The 18,066-nt window shown below is 66.7% G+C and carries 13 protein-coding genes and 1 pseudogene; 6 read left to right on the plus strand and 8 right to left on the minus strand.

What is annotated here, in order from left to right:
• The first annotated feature begins 120 nt into the window (after window positions 1-120).
• Together DWA33_RS17720 and DWA33_RS17725 are read left to right on the plus strand one after the other, a co-directional pair.
• Window positions 121-2,313, plus strand: a complete 2,193-nt coding sequence (locus DWA33_RS17720) for a methyl-accepting chemotaxis protein (RefSeq protein ID WP_114359742.1) — start codon at window positions 121-123, stop codon at window positions 2,311-2,313.
• A 309-nt stretch (window positions 2,314-2,622) separates the two neighbouring features.
• Window positions 2,623-4,719, plus strand: coding sequence for a methyl-accepting chemotaxis protein (locus DWA33_RS17725; RefSeq protein ID WP_114359766.1), 2,097 nt, complete (start codon window positions 2,623-2,625; stop codon window positions 4,717-4,719).
• A gap of 15 nt (window positions 4,720-4,734) precedes the next feature.
• Here the strand turns inward: DWA33_RS17725 and DWA33_RS17730 are convergent, their stop codons facing one another.
• Window positions 4,735-5,640, minus strand: coding sequence for a DMT family transporter (locus tag DWA33_RS17730; protein ID WP_114359744.1), 906 nt, complete (start codon window positions 5,638-5,640; stop codon window positions 4,735-4,737).
• Window positions 5,641-5,861: 221 nt separating this feature from the next.
• Between DWA33_RS17730 and DWA33_RS17735 the strand changes: the two genes are divergently transcribed.
• The gene (locus DWA33_RS17735; RefSeq protein ID WP_114359746.1) at window positions 5,862-6,275 is read left to right on the plus strand and encodes a DUF1330 domain-containing protein; all 414 of its coding nucleotides are present in this window, start codon (window positions 5,862-5,864) and stop codon (window positions 6,273-6,275) included.
• A gap of 127 nt (window positions 6,276-6,402) precedes the next feature.
• Here the strand turns inward: DWA33_RS17735 and DWA33_RS17740 are convergent, their stop codons facing one another.
• The 3 genes from DWA33_RS17740 to DWA33_RS17750 all read right to left on the minus strand — a co-directional run bounded on the left by DWA33_RS17740 (window position 6,403) and on the right by DWA33_RS17750 (window position 9,938).
• Window positions 6,403-8,460, minus strand: coding sequence for a vanadium-dependent haloperoxidase (locus DWA33_RS17740; protein ID WP_167443235.1), 2,058 nt, complete (start codon window positions 8,458-8,460; stop codon window positions 6,403-6,405).
• A 207-nt stretch (window positions 8,461-8,667) separates the two neighbouring features.
• Entirely contained in the window at window positions 8,668-9,597 is a 930-nt protein-coding gene (locus DWA33_RS17745; RefSeq protein ID WP_114359768.1) for a DMT family transporter, read from the minus strand.
• Between the two features lie 161 nt (window positions 9,598-9,758).
• Entirely contained in the window at window positions 9,759-9,938 is a 180-nt protein-coding gene (locus DWA33_RS17750) for a hypothetical protein (protein ID WP_347337902.1), read from the minus strand.
• 161 nt (window positions 9,939-10,099) lie between these two features.
• Here DWA33_RS17750 and DWA33_RS17755 point away from each other — a divergent pair, with 161 nt between their 5' ends.
• The 3 genes from DWA33_RS17755 (at window position 10,100) to soxR (ending at window position 14,900) form a co-directional block, all read left to right on the plus strand.
• Complete coding sequence (locus DWA33_RS17755) at window positions 10,100-11,212, plus strand: efflux RND transporter periplasmic adaptor subunit (RefSeq protein WP_114359770.1); 1,113 nt, start codon at window positions 10,100-10,102, stop codon at window positions 11,210-11,212.
• A gap of 10 nt (window positions 11,213-11,222) precedes the next feature.
• Window positions 11,223-14,300 (plus strand): efflux RND transporter permease subunit, encoded by a 3,078-nt coding sequence (locus DWA33_RS17760; RefSeq protein ID WP_114359750.1) that lies wholly within the window; start codon window positions 11,223-11,225, stop codon window positions 14,298-14,300.
• Between the two features lie 144 nt (window positions 14,301-14,444).
• Window positions 14,445-14,900 carry a redox-sensitive transcriptional activator SoxR gene (gene soxR, locus DWA33_RS17765; protein WP_114359752.1) on the plus strand — a complete coding sequence of 152 codons (456 nt, stop codon included), beginning with the start codon at window positions 14,445-14,447 and terminating at the stop codon, window positions 14,898-14,900.
• 30 nt (window positions 14,901-14,930) lie between these two features.
• Here soxR and DWA33_RS17770 read toward each other — a convergent pair whose 3' ends face one another.
• From DWA33_RS17770 to DWA33_RS25750, 4 genes and pseudogenes are all read right to left on the minus strand, one after another.
• The gene (locus DWA33_RS17770) at window positions 14,931-16,217 is read right to left on the minus strand and encodes an NAD(P)/FAD-dependent oxidoreductase (RefSeq protein WP_114359772.1); all 1,287 of its coding nucleotides are present in this window, start codon (window positions 16,215-16,217) and stop codon (window positions 14,931-14,933) included.
• 283 nt (window positions 16,218-16,500) lie between these two features.
• On the minus strand, window positions 16,501-16,992 hold the full coding sequence (locus DWA33_RS17775) for a GNAT family N-acetyltransferase (RefSeq protein ID WP_114359774.1): 492 nt from the start codon (window positions 16,990-16,992) through the stop codon (window positions 16,501-16,503).
• 135 nt (window positions 16,993-17,127) lie between these two features.
• Window positions 17,128-17,604, minus strand: coding sequence for a Cys-tRNA(Pro) deacylase (gene ybaK / locus DWA33_RS17780; RefSeq protein WP_114359753.1), 477 nt, complete (start codon window positions 17,602-17,604; stop codon window positions 17,128-17,130).
• 330 nt (window positions 17,605-17,934) lie between these two features.
• A pseudogene (locus DWA33_RS25750) lies at window positions 17,935-18,066 on the minus strand (IS110 family transposase); the annotation flags it as partial.

Here is an 18,066-nt window from a genome sequence, read left to right on the forward strand (position 1 = left end):
TGGCTCGAATCCGACCTAAGTCTTGGTTCGGAGCGACCGTTCCCCGTATCCGCACGAGGCGGTGGATTAAGCAATTCCAAACGGCGAATACTCAGTCTGAAGGCTCTCCAGGAGCCCTTCATGTCGTTCTCGTTCAATTCCATCCGCAAGATCCAGGTCAAGATCGCGCTGGTCGCCGGCCTCTGCCTGACCGGCGCCAGCCTGATCCTGATCGGATACAGCGTGCTGTCGGCGCAGAGCACGCATCACTACGTCGCCGCCGAGGTGATGAAGCTGGTGGATCAGCAGACCAAGGAAAGCCTGCTCAACCGCGCCACCGCCAAAGCGGCCGAGATCAAGGCCGAGCTCGACCTCGGGCTCGACTCCGCGCGCAACATGGCGCACGCCTTCGAAGTGCTGGCCGATCCGAACAATGCCGGCACCACCGACGGCAACCGCCGGCTTCAGCTCAACGCCGTGCTGCGCAACACGCTGGAGAAGAACCCGGCCTTCAACGGCACCTACTCGGCCTGGGAGCCGAATGCGCTCGACGGCAACGACGTCGCCTTCAAGGGCCGGCAGACGATGGGCTCGGACGGCACCGGCCGCTTCCTTCCCTACTGGACCCGCAGCGCCAGCGGCTCGATCGCGCTGCAGCCGCTGGTCGAATACGACAGCCAGGAGCGCCACCCGAACGGCCTGGTGAAGGGCGCCTGGTTCATCAATCCGAAGGCGACCGGCAAGGAGAACATCCTCGGCCCGCTGCCCTACATCGTGCAGGGCAAGGCGGTGTTCCTGGCGACGATGTCGGTGCCGATCAAGATCGACGGCAAGTTCGTCGGTGTCGCCGGCGCCGACTACAATCTCGACTTCGTTCAGAAGCTGGCGCAGCAGAGCAACAGTTCGCTGTTCGGCGGCAAGGGCAAGGTCGTGATCCTCAACGACACCGGGCTGATCGTCGCCAACAGCGCCAATCCGGAATCGATCGGCAAGAGTGCGGTCAGCGCCGATCCGCGCTGGGCCGAAAGTCAGGCGATCGTCAACGAAGGCAAAGGCAAGGTGCTCGACGATCCCAGATGGGACAACGTCGAGATCTACGCGCCGATCTCGGTCGGCCGCACCGGCACGCCGTGGTCGGTGCTGATCTCGGTGCCGCGCAACGTCGTGCTGGCCTCCGCCCACGAGCTCGACACCGCGCTGAACGACCGCGCCAATTCGGCGATCTTCTGGCAGCTCGGCACCGGAATCCTGGTGGTGGTGATCGCCATCGCGGTGATCGCCTTCGCGGCCCGCAGCATTTCCCGGCCGATCGGCGATTGCGCCAACTTCGCCGACGGCATCGCCAAGGGCGATCTCGACCAGAAGCTGGCGATCGAACAGGCCGACGAGGTCGGCGTGCTCGCCGCCTCGCTGCGCACCATGCAGGGCGAACTCAAGCTCAGCATCGCCCAGCGCGTCGAGGATCAGGCCAGTGCCGATCAGGCGCGGCGCCGCGACATGAACGACATGGCGGACAAGTTCGAATCGGCGGTCGGCAAGATCGTCGAGACGGTGTCGTCCGCCTCCGGCGAGCTGGAGGTCTCGGCCACCAGGTTGACGACCACGGCGGAGCGGTCGCAGCAACTGACCTCGATGGTCGCCACGGCGTCGGAAGAGGCCTCGTCCAACGTCCAGTCGGTCGCCACCGCGACCGAGGAGATGTCGGCCTCGGTCAATGAGATCAGCCGTCAGGTGCAGGAATCCTCGCGGATCGCCAACGAGGCGGTCGGGCAGGCGCAGCGCACCAACGACCGGGTCGGAGAGCTCGCCAAGGCCGCGACGCGGATCGGCGACGTGGTCGAACTGATCAACACCATCGCCGGCCAGACCAACCTGCTCGCGCTCAATGCGACGATCGAAGCGGCGCGCGCGGGCGAGGCCGGCCGCGGCTTCGCCGTCGTGGCCGCCGAGGTCAAGCAGCTCGCCGAACAGACCGCGAAAGCCACCGGCGAGATCAGCGCGCAGATCAGCGGCATCCAGTCGGCCACCGGAGACTCGGTCTCGGCCATCAAGGAGATCACCGACACCATCGGGCACATCTCCGAGATCGCCGCCTCGATCGCCTCTGCGGTCGAGCAGCAGGGCGCCGCCACCCGCGAGATCTCGCGCAACATCCAGCAGGCGTCGCGCGGCACCAGCCAGGTCACGACCAACATCGCCGACGTCAAACGCGGTGCCGGCGACACCGGCACGGCCTCCTCGCAGGTGCTGGCGGCGGCGCAGTCGCTCGCCGGCGACAGCAACCTGCTGCGACGCGAGGTCGCCCGCTTCCTCGAAACCATCCGCGCCGCCTGACCTTGTTCAGTCACGGTGAACATCAAGGCGCCGCCGTCCCGCACGGCGGCGCCTTCGCGTTTCGAGGCCGCAATTGACACGCGGCGGGCGTCTTCGCCTTTCGTCGCTCCGGACTCGTACGTAGTCCGCAATTAACGAAGATTGATACTCGCATAGGTAGTGTCGAACCGTCGCGATTGGCGCGATGCACCGGGTTCAACGGCGAACCCTACCATCGAAATCGATTGATGATTCACCGCGGCTTGTTCCTGTTCCGGAGCAAGCCCGTCGCCGTCGCTCGCTTTGAAATTCGCCAACCAGGAGCCGGCGATGACTCTCAAGATTCGTGTACTGCTGCCGCTGATCGTTCTCGCGCTCGCCGCCACCGCCATGACGCTCGCAGGCTTCGAGGCGCGCGATGCCGTGATCCGTCGCAACCAGTCGGAGGCCTTCGTCGAAGTCAATCGCGTCGCAGAACTGCTGCTGACGAGCGCCGGCCGCTGGGCGCTGGAGCGCGGCCTCAGCAACGCGGCGCTGAACGCGCCGAATGCGGCGGATCCCGATCGGCGGGCCGACATCGCCAAGGTGCGCAGCGCCGGTGATGCGGCATTCGGCGAGGCGATGCGGCTGATCGGCGAGGTGCCGCAAATGAAGGCCGCCGGCGCGGCGATCGCCGCCGCGCAGCGCGCCCGACAGGACCATGTTACGCTGCGTGCGCGGATCGACGACGAGATCGGCAAGCCGGCTTCGGCGCGCGATCCCGAGGTGGTGCGCGGCGCCTTCGGCATCATCACCCGCGCCATCGATGCCGCCGGCAACTCGCTTCGCAGCACGCTGGAGACGCTGAGCGATCCGCCCTCGGCGGCGCTGGCGCAGATGATCCGGGTGCGGCATCTGGCGGCGATGATGGCCGAGAATGCCGGGCGCGAGCGCGCTTATCTCGGCGCCAAGGTCAGCGCACGGACCGGGTTCACGCCTGCCGAGATCGGTGACACCGCCGCGTTCCGCGGTCAGATCGATCTCGCCTGGCCGATGATCGCCGCGTTGAGGCAGCGCGCCGACACCCCGGTCGCGGTGCTCGACGCGATCCGCACCGTCGACAGCGAATATTTCGGAACCTATGCGCGGGTGCGCGACAGCGTGCTCGCCGCCGGCGAAACCGGAGCCTATCCGCTCGGCGGCGTCGATTACATCGCCCGCGCGACCGTGGGCATCGAAACCATCCTCAAACTCGCCGGGGCGATCGGCCAGGCGGCCGATGCCGAGGCCGGCGCCGATTCCGCACGCAGCAGCTCCCGGCTGATCCAGTCGCTCGCCGCGCTCGGCGCCGCCGGCGCGCTGGTGCTGGTCAGCCTGTGGATCACCTTCGTCCGCGTGCTGCGTCCGCTCGCCGAACTCGGCGGCGCGCTGCACAAGCTGGCGCAGGGCCAGCTCGATCTGAAGCTGCCGGGGCTCGACCGCAAGGACGAGATCGGCGACATGGCCCATGCGATCGAGGACCTCAAGGTCCATGCGGCCGCCAAGGCGCGTGAGGAGGCCGAGGCGCGCATCCGCCAGGACGAGATCGCCGCGATGCAACGCCGCGCCGATATGCACCGGCTGGCCGATGATTTCGAAGGCGCGATCGGCGAGATCATCGAAACAGTGTCGTCGGCCGCGACCGAGCTCGAAGCCTCGGCCGGGACGCTGAACGGCAATGCCGAGCGCGCCCAGCATCTCACCGTCGCGGTCGCGCAAGCCTCCGAAGAGGCCTCGACCAACGTGCAGTCGGTGGCCTCGGCCTCCGAGGAGATGACGGCGTCGGTCGAAGAGATCAGCCGCCAGGTGCAGTCCTCGGCACAGATCGCGCAGGAAGCGGTCGAGCAGGCGGCGCACACCAATCAGCGCGTCGAGGAATTGTCGCAGGCGGCGGCGCGGATCGGCGATGTCGTCGAACTGATCAACACCATCGCGCAGCAGACCAACCTTTTGGCGCTCAACGCCACCATCGAAGCGGCGCGCGCCGGCGAGGCCGGCCGCGGCTTCGCGGTGGTGGCCGCCGAGGTCAAGGCGCTGGCCGAGCAGACGTCCAAGGCGACCGGCGAGATCGGTCAGCAGATCGCCAGCATTCAGTCCGCCACCCACGAGTCGGTCGAGGCGATCAAGGGCATCGGCGGCACCATCGAGAAGATGTCGGAGATCGCCTCGACCATCGCCTCGGCGGTGGAGGAGCAGGGCGCCGCGACACGCGAGATCTCGCGCAACATCCAGCAGGCCGCCCAAGGCACCCGCGACGTGTCGTCCAACATCGTCGAGGTCGAGCACGGCGCCAGCGGCACCGGCGCCGCCGCCGGCGAGGTGCTGCACGCGGCGCAGTCGCTCGCCGGGGAGAGCAACCGGCTCAAGCTGGAGGTCGGCAAGTTCATGCACACGGTGCGCGCGGCCTGACGGCTGCGCGTTCGGTCAGCGCCGCGCCGCGATGAACACGCCGGCCACCACCATGGCGTAGCCGGCGAGGTGAAACAGTTCGAGCGTCTCGCCGAGCAGCGCGATCGCCATCACCGAGCCGAACACCGGCATCAGATGCAGGAACGGCGCCGAACGGTTCGGCCCGATCAGCGCGACGCCGCGGTTGAAGCACAAATACGCCAGCATCGACGGGAAGATCACCACGTAAGCGAGCGTGAGCGCGGTGATCCAGTCGGCGCTCGGCCGCACGCCGCTGGCGTATTCCCAGGCCGCGAACGGCAGCAGCAACAGCGCGCCGCCGCCGGTGGTCACCACGATCAGCGACAACGGATGCGTCGCCGGCCGCTTCGGCATCAGCGCCGAATACAACCCGAACGCGCACAGCGCGCCGGCGATCATCAGGTCGCCGCGGTTGATTTCGATCGCCGCCAGCGCCGCGAAGTCGCCGCGCAGGATGATGGTCAGGACGCCGAGCAGCGACAGCGCGATGCCGATCGCCTGCATCCAGGTCAGCCGCACCCCGAACAGCAGCAGCGACCACAGCGCCACGAACAGCGGTCCCGAGGATTGCATCAGCAGCGCGTTCAGCGCCTCGGTGTATTGCAACCCCCAATAGGCCAACGCGTTGTTGATGGCAAAGCCGGTCGCCGACAGCACCATCATCAGCTTCCAATGCACGAGCAGCTTTCGCCAGTCGCGCCGCAGATGCGGCCATGCAATCGGCAGCAGCAGCAGCATCGCGCCGATCCAGCGCACGCAGGACAGCGTCACCGGCGGCACGTGGCCGGCCACCGCGCGTCCGAGCACGATGTTGCCGGCCCAGAACAGCGAGGTCAGGCTGAGCAGCAGATAAGGCTGGTTGGCGAGCCAGCCGAAAGCGGTGCGGAACCAGGAGATCAAACGGCGGTCGCGGGCGCGATGGACGATTCCGTCTTCGTGCCCGAATTTTCCACGCCGCAAAAGAGGCGCGGGGCGGATTGCAGACATGCGCGGTCGTGGTGCGGTTCCATGCATCGCCGCGCCGTCTGCGATGATGCGGCGCGGTCGACAGCGGCCGAGAATCGGCTACCACATGGCGGCCGATCCGCGCATCCTGTGCAGGACAGTCGAATGGGACGGACATGAGCATCGACCAGTTGAACATCCAGGGCCTGACGGAGCTTGACCGCGACGATCCGGGGCCGGTGGTCATGGTGAATCTGATCAGGTTCAGCGAGCAGGCCGGCGACGGCGACGGCACCGGCTGGGATGCTTACATGCGCTACAGCTCGCAGAAGGTGGCGCTGGTCAAGGCCCACGGCGGCATCCTGCTGTGGAACGGCAATGCCAAGGCGGTGGCGTTCGGTCGTCTCGACGGCGCGCCGTGGGACTACGTTTCGCTGGTCTACTACCCGTCGGTCGAAGCCTTCATGACGATGATGCGGTCGCCCGAATATCTCAGCCAGTGCGAGCCGCATCGCCGCAACGCCTGCGCCGATCATCTGATCATCTGCACCCGCGAAGCCTTCAGCAAATTTCACATCCCGGCGAAGTGAGCCGGACATGACAGTTTCTCCTCGGCGGTGAAGCCGAGGGCCGCCTGCATCCGTCTGCGACCGGCGCGCCGAATCTGGGCGGTCGCGCGGTGGTTTCCGCGCGACCGGATTTGTCGCGATGCGCGGATCAATCGAGCCTAACGGTCTTGATCTCGAGCGGTCCGAAGTTCGCGGCGGCGTCCAACCCTTTTGGCAGCGCAACCCCGGGACATAGCAGATCGTCACGCATCCGCTTCGCTTCGCTGCCCGGTTTTTTGTCGGATGCCGAGAACAATTGAGGCGTCGGCATTCCGCTGCGGGGGCTGGCGGTCGTCATCCCGCTCATCTGCTTGCGATAGACCTGCCTGGCGATTTCGTTGCCCATTGTAATGCCGTCGTCGGCATCGAAGATCCAATGGACGCCCATGAAGATCCGGCTGTCGGCATTTTCGCGCTCCGCGCAATCCAGAGTTAACTTGCGCTTGCCGCAGAACAAGGAGGGGGTCTTGTCGTTCGGACTGCGCGGCTCGTCGCAACGAACGTAGTTGAAGACGTCGCGGTTCTTTCCATTGAATTCGTCCGATCGGAATTCGAACTCTGCTTCCGGCTTCACGAATTGCCGCAGCATTCCGAACAGCGCGCCGCCGAACACCGCATGCCCGGACGGATAGGACGGGAAGGGTGGTGTGATGTTTCGGGGCTGCTCCGCATTCGTCACTTGCGCGCCGACAGGAAGCCACTTCGGGGCGATCCGGTCCGCATCATCGTTGCTTCCGGTACCGGTAGGCGCGGGGGCGCGCGGTTTCATGGCCGCTTCCGTCGCCTTCGCTTCCTCGACCGCTCGGATGTAGGTCACGGGACGGGGATACTGAAAGTGATATTTCGCATCCCACGCGCTGATCGACGAATCCGCGAGCGCCATGTTGATGAGCGCAAAGAACCGCGCCAACTCGACCGGCGACTTGACGTCGATCGCGTTGTAGCCGTCTTCTGGCTTGAGTTCGAGATGCGCAAGCGCGGCCAGCGCGATCTGGTTGTAGAGCCGGGCGGGCGCGCAAAGATTTGCGGTGCCGTCATAGGCCCAGAACTGGGCGAGGTACAGGCCGATGTCCGGCGGCGGGTCTACCGAGACGTCGTTGAGCCTCGCGTCGCGCCCCCATTTGCGAACGGCGTCATAGGACTTTATGGAGGTCTTTTCGGCGGTCTTGTCCGGGTTCACGAAGAAGTCTCTGGTCGGATCGACGTCCGGCCGGAACTGGAAGGCTGAGCTCAGAGCGAACGGCTTGACGTTGGCCCAATATCCCCCGAGTGCAGTATCCAGGCCGGACACAGGGTCCCTTTGCCATTGGAGGTAATTGTAGTCCGTATCGCTCGGAGTGTGTCGCGGTCGGAAATCGTTGCGCCAGACGGGGTCGGGGCGATCGGCGCCGTCGTGGACACGTTCTGCGATAATCCGGCCGGCGATCGCTCGGCCGACGTGAATTCCTTCTTCCCGGGCTTCCTTACTCGAATTGGCCTTATCCAGCGCGCAGCGGTAGTACCGCGACAGGCTGAACGACGGCGAAATGCAGGGAAGCGTTTGCGCCGCGGCGGCACCCATTGCGGCGCGCGTCGGATCGGGCAATTCCTGATCGTTGAGGCCCGGATAGAGCCAAGTCATGAGCTGATAGGCTGCCTCGGTGAGTGCGACCTCCACAGAAGCCCCGGGCTTCGGCACGATCTGAGGCCCCGGCAGCGTGGTTTCGTATTTCCGATCGAATGCGTTCTGTGCTTCGAACATCGCTTGGTGGATCAGCGCCAGTGCGCGCGCGGTCCGGGCCGGCCCGAACTGTTCCTGATAGGTGTTAGGGCTGTCGGCGATCGTAACCCGGTGATCTATCGCGGTAAGGTCGAGTGCGATCAGATGCCATAACAGGAAGTATCTTCGCGGCTCAGGACCGTTGAGAAGTTCGAGAAGCGAAGTGGAATTGATGCTGGCCGGGGTCGATTTCGAATCGACGAATGTTTGCAGGCCGGGAACGGTCAAACTCTGGCGGAACGGCTCGATCGCCTGGATCTGGGCGGTCGGTGGACGGGGCGGCCGAGGACTGGTGCCGAAAACCCGGCGGAATTCCTGCCGGCTTTCCGGTTGCAGGTTTTGGGCCAGCAACGATGTCGAGCAGGTGAGCGATAAGCACAGCGCAGGGAATAGACGTAGTGCACGCATGGTCATCCTCGCAAAATGAGAAAAGTAACCACATCGGCTGCGACGGCCCGGACAGCCGTGTGCCAGCATCTGCAACTAATTGTTATTCCAAAACGCGGCTATGCAGCCTCAAGTTGGGGCGCGCGTCAATGGGATTTTTCGACGGCCAGCACCTGCCGTCGCGTTCTATGCAGTCCGGCGGTATTGGAATGACAGGGAGCGCTGCAACTACGCCCCCTTCGGCTTCCTTGCGGCGACGATCACCCCGGTCAGCACCAGCGCGTATCCGACCGCGTGGTAGAGGTGCGGGCGTTCGCCGAGAAACAGGATCGCCATCGCCGAGCCGAACACCGGGATCAGGTGGAAGAACGGCGCCGAGCGGTTGGCGCCGATCAGCCGGACGCCGCGGTTGTAGCACAGATAGGCCAGGATCGACGGAAACACCGCGACGTACAGCAGCGCGCCGGCGTTGCTCCAGTCGAGCGAAGGCAGCGGCCTGGTGGTCAGCTCCCAGATCTGCAGCGGGATCAGGAACAGCGCGCCGCAGCCGAACGTGAAGGCGAGGAACGACAGCGCGTGCATCTGCGGCCGCTTCTGCGTCAGCGCGGTGTAGAGGCCGAAGGTGGCGAGCGCCCCGATGAACAACAGGTCGCCGCGGTTGAGCTCGATCGCGGCCAGTTCGGCGATGTTGCCGTGCAGGATGATCACCACCACGCCGAGCATCGATGCGCCGATGCCGAGCGCCTGGGTCGCGGTCAGCCGCGCGCGCAGCACGATCAGCGCCCACAGCGCCACGAACAGCGGGCCGGTCGATTGCAGCAGCAGCACGTTGAGCGCCGTGGTGTATTGCAGGGCGGTGTATTGCAGCGTGTTGAAGGTCGAGATGCCGATGATCGACACCGTCACCATCAGCGGCAGATGGCGGCGGATCGCCTTCCAGTCGGCGATCAGGTGGCGCCAGGCGAACGGCGCGACGATCACGAACGCGACCGCCCAGCGCAGGAACGACAGCGTCACCGGCGGAAAATGTCCGGCGACGGCGCGGCCCACGATGGCGTTGCCGGCCCAGAACAGCGAGGTCAGGCTCAGCAGCAGATAGGGCTGGTCGGAGATCCAGCCGAAGCGGTGCGTTTCGGCAGGCGGCGTCGTGGTGGTCATCGTCAGGCCCGGTGCTTGGAAGCGGCGCACGCCACGCCGTATCCGCACGAGCCGAACGCCGCCTCCCTTTGAGTTGGCCCAGCAATACGGGTTTTCGCGCCGATCACAAGCCGGCTGCACGCATTGCGCGCATGCGGCCGGCCGCAGTCAGGCTGAGTTTATCACACCGATTCCGTCGTTTTCTTCAGCTTGCCGATACCGAGAATGTCGAGCATCGCCTTCTCGTAGAACGGCTCGCTCTCGCCGCGGCTCATCTTGCGCATGAAGTACTTCTCCAACGCGATCTTGGCGTTGTGCACCCACACCCCCGACGACGACCGGTCGACGTAGCGCGGCGGCAAGTGCGGCGCCCTGCCCTCGACTATTTGAGCACTAGACCTCAACTATTGTTGAGGTTGTATCGGAGTGGTCGGCTCGTTCGTCCCCGGCCCGCCACAGCGCACGTTGCTCCGCTGCAGCGGCTTGTTCCGAACGCGCGCGTGAATGCGGCTTGGAGCCGGCGATGACCGACACTATGCGACCCTTGACCGATACCCGGCGCCGCTTGGCGCCGGTGCTGATCGTGATTCCGATCCTGGCGTCGACCTTCGCCGGGATCTATCTGTGGCGTCAGGCGCGGCTCGCGCCCGCGAGTGCCGGGCATGCCCGCCCGCCGGTCGAGGTCTCGGCCCTCACGGTCGAGCCGGAGCCGCTGCCGCAATCGCTCGAAGCCACCGGCTCGCTGCAGGCGGTGCAGGAATTGACGCTCGCGCCCGAGGTCGCCGGCCGCGTCGTCGCGATCCGGTTCGAGGCGGGGATGTCGGTCGAGGCCGGCACGCCGCTGGTCGAACTCAACGACGCGCCGGAGCGGGCGCAGCTTGCCGAGGCGGTGTCGCGTGCGCAATTCGCGCGGCTGCAGCTCGACCGCTCGCGCCGGCTGGTCGCGACCGACGCCGCGACGCAGCAGCTGCTCGACCAGCGCGTCACCGAACAGGAGCAGGCCGACGCCACGGTGCAGCGGATCGAGGCGGTGATCGCGCAGAAGACGATCCGCGCGCCGTTCGCCGGCTTGCTCGGCATCCGCCGGGTCAATCTCGGGCAATACGTCAATCCCGGCGACGTGCTGGCGACGCTGACCGCGCTCGACCGGCTCTACGCCAATTTCACCGTGCCGCAGCAGGATCTGTCGAAGCTCGTGCTCGGCGGCGCAGTCACGGTACGCACCGACGCCTATCCGGGCCAGGAATTCGCGGCGCGGATCAACGCGATCGAGCCGATGGTGCAGCAGGACACCCGCAACGTGCGGGTTCAGGCGACGCTCGGCAATCCGGACCGCAAGCTGCGGCCCGGCCTCTACGTCACCGTCGGCATCGCGCAGCCGCCGCGCCCGTCGGCGATACTGGTGCCGGCCACCGCGATCCAGACCAGCGCGTCGGGCGACAGCGTCCTCGTCGTCCGCGACGGCAAAGCCGCGCCCGTGCCGGTGACGACAGGTCAGCGGCGCGGCGACCGCATCGTGGTCGAGACCGGGCTCGGCAGCGGCGACGTGGTGATCACCAGCGGCCAGCTCCGCGTCCAGCCGGGGGCGACGGTCAGCGTGGCCGCTTCGGTGGCCGCGTCGAACCCGTCGCGGTGAGGGCGGCGCCATGCGGTTCACCGATCTGTTCATCCGCCGGCCGATCCTGTCCGTGGTGGTCAGCCTGCTGATCCTGATGGCGGGGGCGAGCGCGTTCCTGTCGTTGCCGGTGCGGCAATATCCCAACCTCGAAAGCGCGACCATCACGGTCGATACGATGCTTCCCGGCGCGACCCAGGAGGTGATGCAGGGCTTCGTCACCACCCCGATTGCGCAGGCGATCGCCTCCGCCGACGGCATCGAATATCTCACCTCGACCTCGACCATGGGGCAGAGCCAGGTCAAGGCCAAGCTGGTGCTCAACGCCAACTCCGACCGGGCGATGACCGACGTGCTGGCCAAGGTTCAGCAGGTCAAGTATCGGCTGCCTGCCGGCGCTTACGATCCGGTAGTGACCAAGATCACCGACGGTGCGTCCGCGGTGCAGTACGTCGCCTTCGTCAGCGACACGCTGACGATTCCGCAGATCACCGATTTCGTCACGCGGGTCGGACAGCCGCTGATCACTTCGGTCAAGGGCGTGGCTTCCGCCGATCTCGCCGCCGCGCAGGCGTTGTCGATGCGGGTATGGCTCGATCCGGTCAAGCTCGCCGCCCGCAACCTGACGGCGGGTGACGTCTCCGCGGCGCTGCGTGCCAACAACGTGCAGGCCGCGCCCGGCCAGCTCGAGAGCGGCCGCACCGTCACCAACATCACCGCCGCAACCGACGTCACCACCGCCGACGACTTCCGCGACATGGTAATCAAGACCGGCGCCGACGGCCTGGTGCGGCTGCGCGACATCGCCGACGTCGAGATCGGCAGCCAGAACCGCAACACGCTCGGCTGGGCGAGCGCCCGCCGTGCGGTGTATCTCAAGATCGCCCCGACCCCCGACGGCAATCCGCTGGAGATCGTCGCCGCCACCAAGGCGCTGATCCCGGCGATGCAAAGCGTGGCGCCGCCGGGTCTCACGGTCGAGAACCAGTTCGACGTCGCCCACTTCGTCAACGCCGCGATCGACGAGGTCCAGCACACGCTGATCGAAGCCGGCGTCATCGTCGTGGTGGTGATCTTCCTGTTTCTCGGCTCGCTGCGCGCCGTGATCATTCCGGTGATGACCATCCCGCTGTCGCTGGTCGGGACCGCGGCGCTGATGCTGGCGTTCGGCTTCTCGCTCAATCTGCTGACGCTGCTGGCGATGGTGCTGGCGATCGGCCTCGTCGTCGACGATGCCATCGTGGTGGTCGAGAACATTCACCGCCACATCGAGGAGGGGCTGTCGCCGATCGACGCGGCGCTGGTCGGCGCCCGCGAGATCGTCGGCCCGGTGATCGCGATGACCATCACGCTCGCCGCCGTCTACGCGCCGATCGGCCTGATGGGCGGCCTGACCGGAAGTCTGTTCCGCGAATTCGCCTTCACGCTGGCGGGCTCGGTGGTGGTCTCCGGCCTGATCGCGCTGACGTTGTCGCCGATGATGAGTTCGCGGCTGCTCGGCGGCAAGCAGGCCCAGAGTCGTTTTGCCACGATGATCGAGCATCGCTTCGCGGCGCTCGCGAACGGGTACGGCCGGCTGCTCGCCGCGACGCTGGCGATCCGGCCGGCGGTGCTGCTGGTCGCCGGCACCATGCTGCTGGCCATCGTGGCGCTGTTCTTCGGTGCCAAGCGCGAACTCGCGCCGCAGGAAGACCAGGGCTACGTCTTCACCGCGGTGCGGGCACCGCAATACGCCAATCTCGACTACACGGCGGCGGCGGCCGGGCAGGTCCAACAGATCTTCCGGTCGATGCCGGAATACGCCGCCAATTTCTTCGTGGTCGGCACCGATGGCCTCAACAACGCGTTCGGCGGCATCATCCTCAAGGACTGGAGCGAACGCCAGCGCTCGGCCACCGACATTCAGGCGGCGCTTTACCGCGCCGTCGGCGGCGTCCACGGTGCGTCCGTCACGCCGTTCCAACCGGCAGCGCTGCCGGCCTCGACCGGCGGCCTGCCGTTCCAGATGGTGCTGCGTTCGCCCGCCGGCTTCGAGACGATCTACCGCGAGATGGAAGCGCTGAAGGCGGCGGCGTGGCGCAGCGGCCTGTTCGTGTTCGTCGACAGCGACCTCGCCTTCGACAGCCCGACCGCGCGGATCCGCATCGACAGCGCCAAGGCCGGCGAGGTCGGCGTCACCATGCAGGCGATCGCCGACACCCTCGCGGTGCTGGTCGGCGAGAACTACGTCAACCGCTTCAATTATTACGGCCGTTCCTACGACGTCATCCCGCAGGTTCGCCGCAGCGACCGGCTGACGCCGGAGACGATCGGGCGCTATCAGCTCCGCACCCGCTCCGGTGAGATGATCCCGCTCTCGACCGTCGCCGCGGTGTCGGTGACGCCGAGCGCCAACCGGCTGCCGCAGTTCAACCAGATGAACGCGGCGACGCTGTCGGCTGTGCTGCGGCCCGGGGTGACCATGGGGCAGGCGGTGGCGTTCATGGAAGCGCAGCCGCGCGCGCCCGGCGTCACCATCGACTGGCTCGGCGACAGCCGGCAATACGTCCAGGAAGGCAACCGCCTCACCGTCACCTTCGGCTTCGCGCTGATCGTGATCTTCCTGGTGCTGGCCGCGCAGTACGAGAGCTTTCGCGATCCGCTGGTGATCTTGGTGACGGTGCCGCTGGCGATCTGCGGCGCGCTGCTGCCGCTGTATCTCGGCTACACCACCCTCAACATCTATACGCAGATCGGGCTCGTCACCCTGATCGGGCTGATCTCCAAGCACGGCATCCTGATGGTGGCGTTCGCCAACCAGATTCAGCGCGAGCAGGGGCTCGGCCGCCGCGACGCTATTCTGCAGTCGGCGAAAGTCCGGATGCGGCCGGTGCTGATGACCACGGCCGCGATGGTCGCCGGCCTGGTGCCGCTGCTGTTCGCCGAAGGCGCCGGTGCCGCCAGCCGTTTCGCCATCGGCATCGTGGTGGTGATGGGCATGCTGATCGGGACGCTGTTCACGCTGTTCGTGCTGCCGACCTTCTACACGCTGATCGCCGCCGACCGGCATGCCGGGGCGGCAGGCGGACAGCGCCGGACGCCGGCCGAGTCCGATGTCGTCTCCGCGTAGTCCCGTGCGCGCTCGCAGCACGAGTGCGTTCGAAGCCGTGCGTCACCGCGCCGGGTCGTGCCGCCGGCGCGCATTCGGTATGCGTCGGACCAAGCAGGTTGTAGAGAGGCGCTGGACTCAGCCGCCTTCGCAGAGTTTTCCGAGATGACCGACGCCACTACCAAGATCGCACTCACCGTCGGCGAAGCCGCCAAGCGGAGCGGCGTGGCGGTTTCGACCCTGCATTTCTATGAGGCCAAGGGGCTGATCCAGGGCTGGCGCACCGAGGGTAACCAGCGGCGCTATCATCGCTCGGTGCTTCGCCGCATCGCCATCATCCGCGTCGCGCTGCTGGCCGGGATTCCGCTGACCACGATCCACGATGCGCTGGTCGATCTGCCCCACGACCGCGTCCCGTCCAAAGCCGACTGGGCGCGTTTCGCCAAGGCGTGGAAGACGATGCTGGAAGCGCGCATCGTCGGCCTGACGCAGTTGCGCGACCAGATCACGAGCTGCATCGGCTGCGGTTGCCTGTCGCTGGAGGAATGTCCGCTGCGAAACCCCGACGACGAACTCGGTCGCCACGGCACCGGGCCGCGGCGGCTCGGGGCGAAGCCCTGACCGCCGGCGCGGCGTGCGGGCACCGATCGCTCACGCCGACTCGGTCGTTTTCTTCAGCTTGCCGATGCCGAGAATGTCGAGCATCGCCTTCTCGTAGAACGGCTCGCTCTCGCCGCGGCTCATCTTGCGCATGAAGTACTTCTCGAACGCGATCTTGGCGTTGTGCACCCACACCCCCGACGACGACCAGTTGACGTTGCGCGGCGGCAACTGCGGCTGCGCCACGAAGGCGACGCCGGAATCGCCGAAATCGGCCAGGCACACCGCGTTCCAGGTCGCCTGATGGGTCGGCTCCTCGCCGTCGAGCAGTTGCCGGATGTTGTGCGCGGTGGCGGTCACCATCGATTCGATCATGAAGCCGGTCTTTGGCACGCCGCACGGCACCGGCGTCGGCCCCATCGGCGGGATCGCGACGCAGACGCCGACCGAGAATACGTTGCGATATTTCGGGTTGCGCTGGTGCTTGTCGATCAGCACGAAGCCGCGCGGATTGACCAGCCCCTCGATGCCGCGCAGCGGCGCGATGCCGCGGAACGACGGCAGCATCATCGAGAAGCCGAACGGCAGCTCGACCGTCTTCTTCACCGAGCCGTCGTCGGCGATTTCTTCCGCCGTGATCTTGCCCGGCTCGACCTTGGCGATCCTCGTGCTGGTCATGAACTTGATGTGGTGCTGCCGCATCTCGGCTTCGAGCAGCCCCTTGGTGTCGCCGACGCCGTCGAGGCCGAGATGGCCGATATAGGGCTCGGCGGTGACGAAGGTCATCGGCACCTGATCGCGGATCTTGCGGCGCCGCAGTTCGGTCTCGAGGATGAAGGTGAACTCGTAGGCCGGCCCGAAGCAGGACGCGCCCTGCACCGCGCCGGTGACGATCGGGCCCGGATTCTTGCAGAATTGTTCGAACGCCTCGGCCGCCGCGGTGGCGTGATCGACGTGGCAGATCGAGGTGGTGTAGCCGTCGGGGCCGAGCCCCGGAATCTCGTCGAAGGCCAGTTCCGGCCCGGTGGCGATCACCAGGAAATCGTAGCCGATCACGCTGGCGTCGGCGAGGGTGACGCGGTTCTCGTCCGGTTCGAGCTTGATCACCGGCACCGGCTTGTAGTCGATGCCGCGCTTGGCGAAGGTCGGGGCCAGATCGACCTCCACCGCCTCGCGGGTCCGCCACTTCACCGCGACCCACGGGTTCGACGGAACGAAGTGATAGATCGGGTCCTTGGTGACGACGGTGATGTCGTCGTCGCGCCCGAGCAGGTCCTTCATCTCGTAGGCCATCACGACGCCGCCGAGACCGGCGCCCATGATCAGGATGTGTGCCATCGTCGCCAACTCCCTATGGCCGCCGGCACGCGGCGTGCCGCGGCGATGCTGTTTCCTCGTCTGGCCGGCCGCAGGATCGCCGCTGTTTGTTGTCGTCTGCGCCGGCCGTCGACCGGACGGCAGCGTTCAGCCTGCTATCTTCATACATTCGAATATTCGAATTATGTCAGATGCTCGCCGGTGCGCAAGCGTTTATTTGCGCGAGGGACGAATGCGGTCGTCGGCGGCCGTGCTGCGGCGCCTCGGTGAGGTCGATGGAGAGCTTGGCTTTGCCCCGGCCGGCTCAGGCGGCGCTGGGTTCCGGGCTGTTGTCGAGCACGGCGAGCGCGGTCTCGCCGACCTGGCGCAGGTCGGAGGTGAAGCGGGCGGCGAGGGCCTGCATCGGCAGGTTGGTGCGCAGGCACGACATTTCGATGCGGCGCACGCCCAGCCGGCGCGCCTCGGCGATCATCGCCGCCATCAGCAATCCGCCGATGCCCTGGCAGCGCCACTCGGCTTCGACGCTGAAGGCGGCTTCGGCGAGGTGATGGTCGCGATCGGTCTCGAGCAGTTCGCAGGCGCCGCGGATCTCGCCGTCCTCGACATAGCCCAGCACCGGGCGTCCGTCGGACAGCGCCGCGCCGGCGTGGAACAGCACGTGGAATTCCGAGACGTCCTCGAAGAACCGCATCCGGCGCGCCTCGGCGTCGAGCCGCATCAGGTGATTGCAGTAGCCGTCGGCGTCGGCCGGGCCGAGCGGCCTGACCTCTCCACGTCGTTCACCCGTTGCGGTCATCGGACGCCCCTCCGGCGAGTCGTGGCGCAGCATAGTCCTGCGCCGTGCCGAAAGAAATCGACCCGCGCCAACCGCGGCCGTGGACGAAGTATCAGCTTACCGGGGTACTCGCGGCGCGCTTGCCGGATAGCGGCATCAATCCGCCGCGATCGGGCGCGCCACGGCGCCGAGCGCGGTGACGGCGGCGTTCGGGTCGAGTTCGATCTGCAGGCCGCGCTGGCCACCGTTGAGATACACCGTGGTCTCGGCGAGCGCGGCTTCGTCGATCGCCACCGGCACGCGCTTCTTCTGGCCGAACGGCGAAATGCCGCCGACATGATAGCCGGTCAGCCGCTCGGCATCGGCCGGCTTCATCATCTTGGCGCTCTTGCCGCCGAGCGCGGCGGCGAGCTTCTTCATGCTGACTTCCTTGTCGGACGCGATCACCGCGCACACCGGCTTGCCGTCGAGCTCGGCCATCAGCGTCTTCAGCATCCGCTTCGGCTCGACCCCCACCGCCGCCGCGGCCGCGAGCCCGATCGCCTCGGCGTTGGGATCGTAGTCGTAAGCGTGCAGCTTGAACGCGACGCCGAGCTTCTCCAGCATCTGGGTGGCGCGGGTGGATTTGGACATGGCGGGGACTCGGGGGAGCTGGCAGGACGGCGCGGAGAGGACTCGCGCGCCGCGGTGCACATTGTCACTGCGCGCGAGCGGACGCAATGCAACGCCTTCCTGTCTCCTACACCGTCATTCCGGGGCACGCGCGAAAGCGCGTGAACCCGGAATCCGCGGCTGTGGAGCAAGGCGGGTCGGCCAGCATCTCCGTCATTCCGGGTTCGCGCTGCCGCGCGCCCCGGAATGACGGAGGTGTGGTGAAGACCCGCGCGGCGGCTGTTACTTCGTTTGCGCTCCACACAGGTCATTCCGGGGCGCTCGCGCCAGCGAGCGAACCCGGCGACTGTCTCATGTGTCAAGGGTCTTACCTTGATATGGCGTGTCTGCTTTGACGAGTGCGTTGGCTGTGACGAGCAGTTTTCGGGCGATTGCGATGAGCGCGACCTTTCCGGGTTTTCCTTGCAGGCGAAGGGCGTTGTA

Origin of the sequence: Rhodopseudomonas pentothenatexigens (assembly GCF_900218015.1) — a bacterium.
Lineage (GTDB): Bacteria > Pseudomonadota > Alphaproteobacteria > Rhizobiales > Xanthobacteraceae > Rhodopseudomonas > Rhodopseudomonas pentothenatexigens.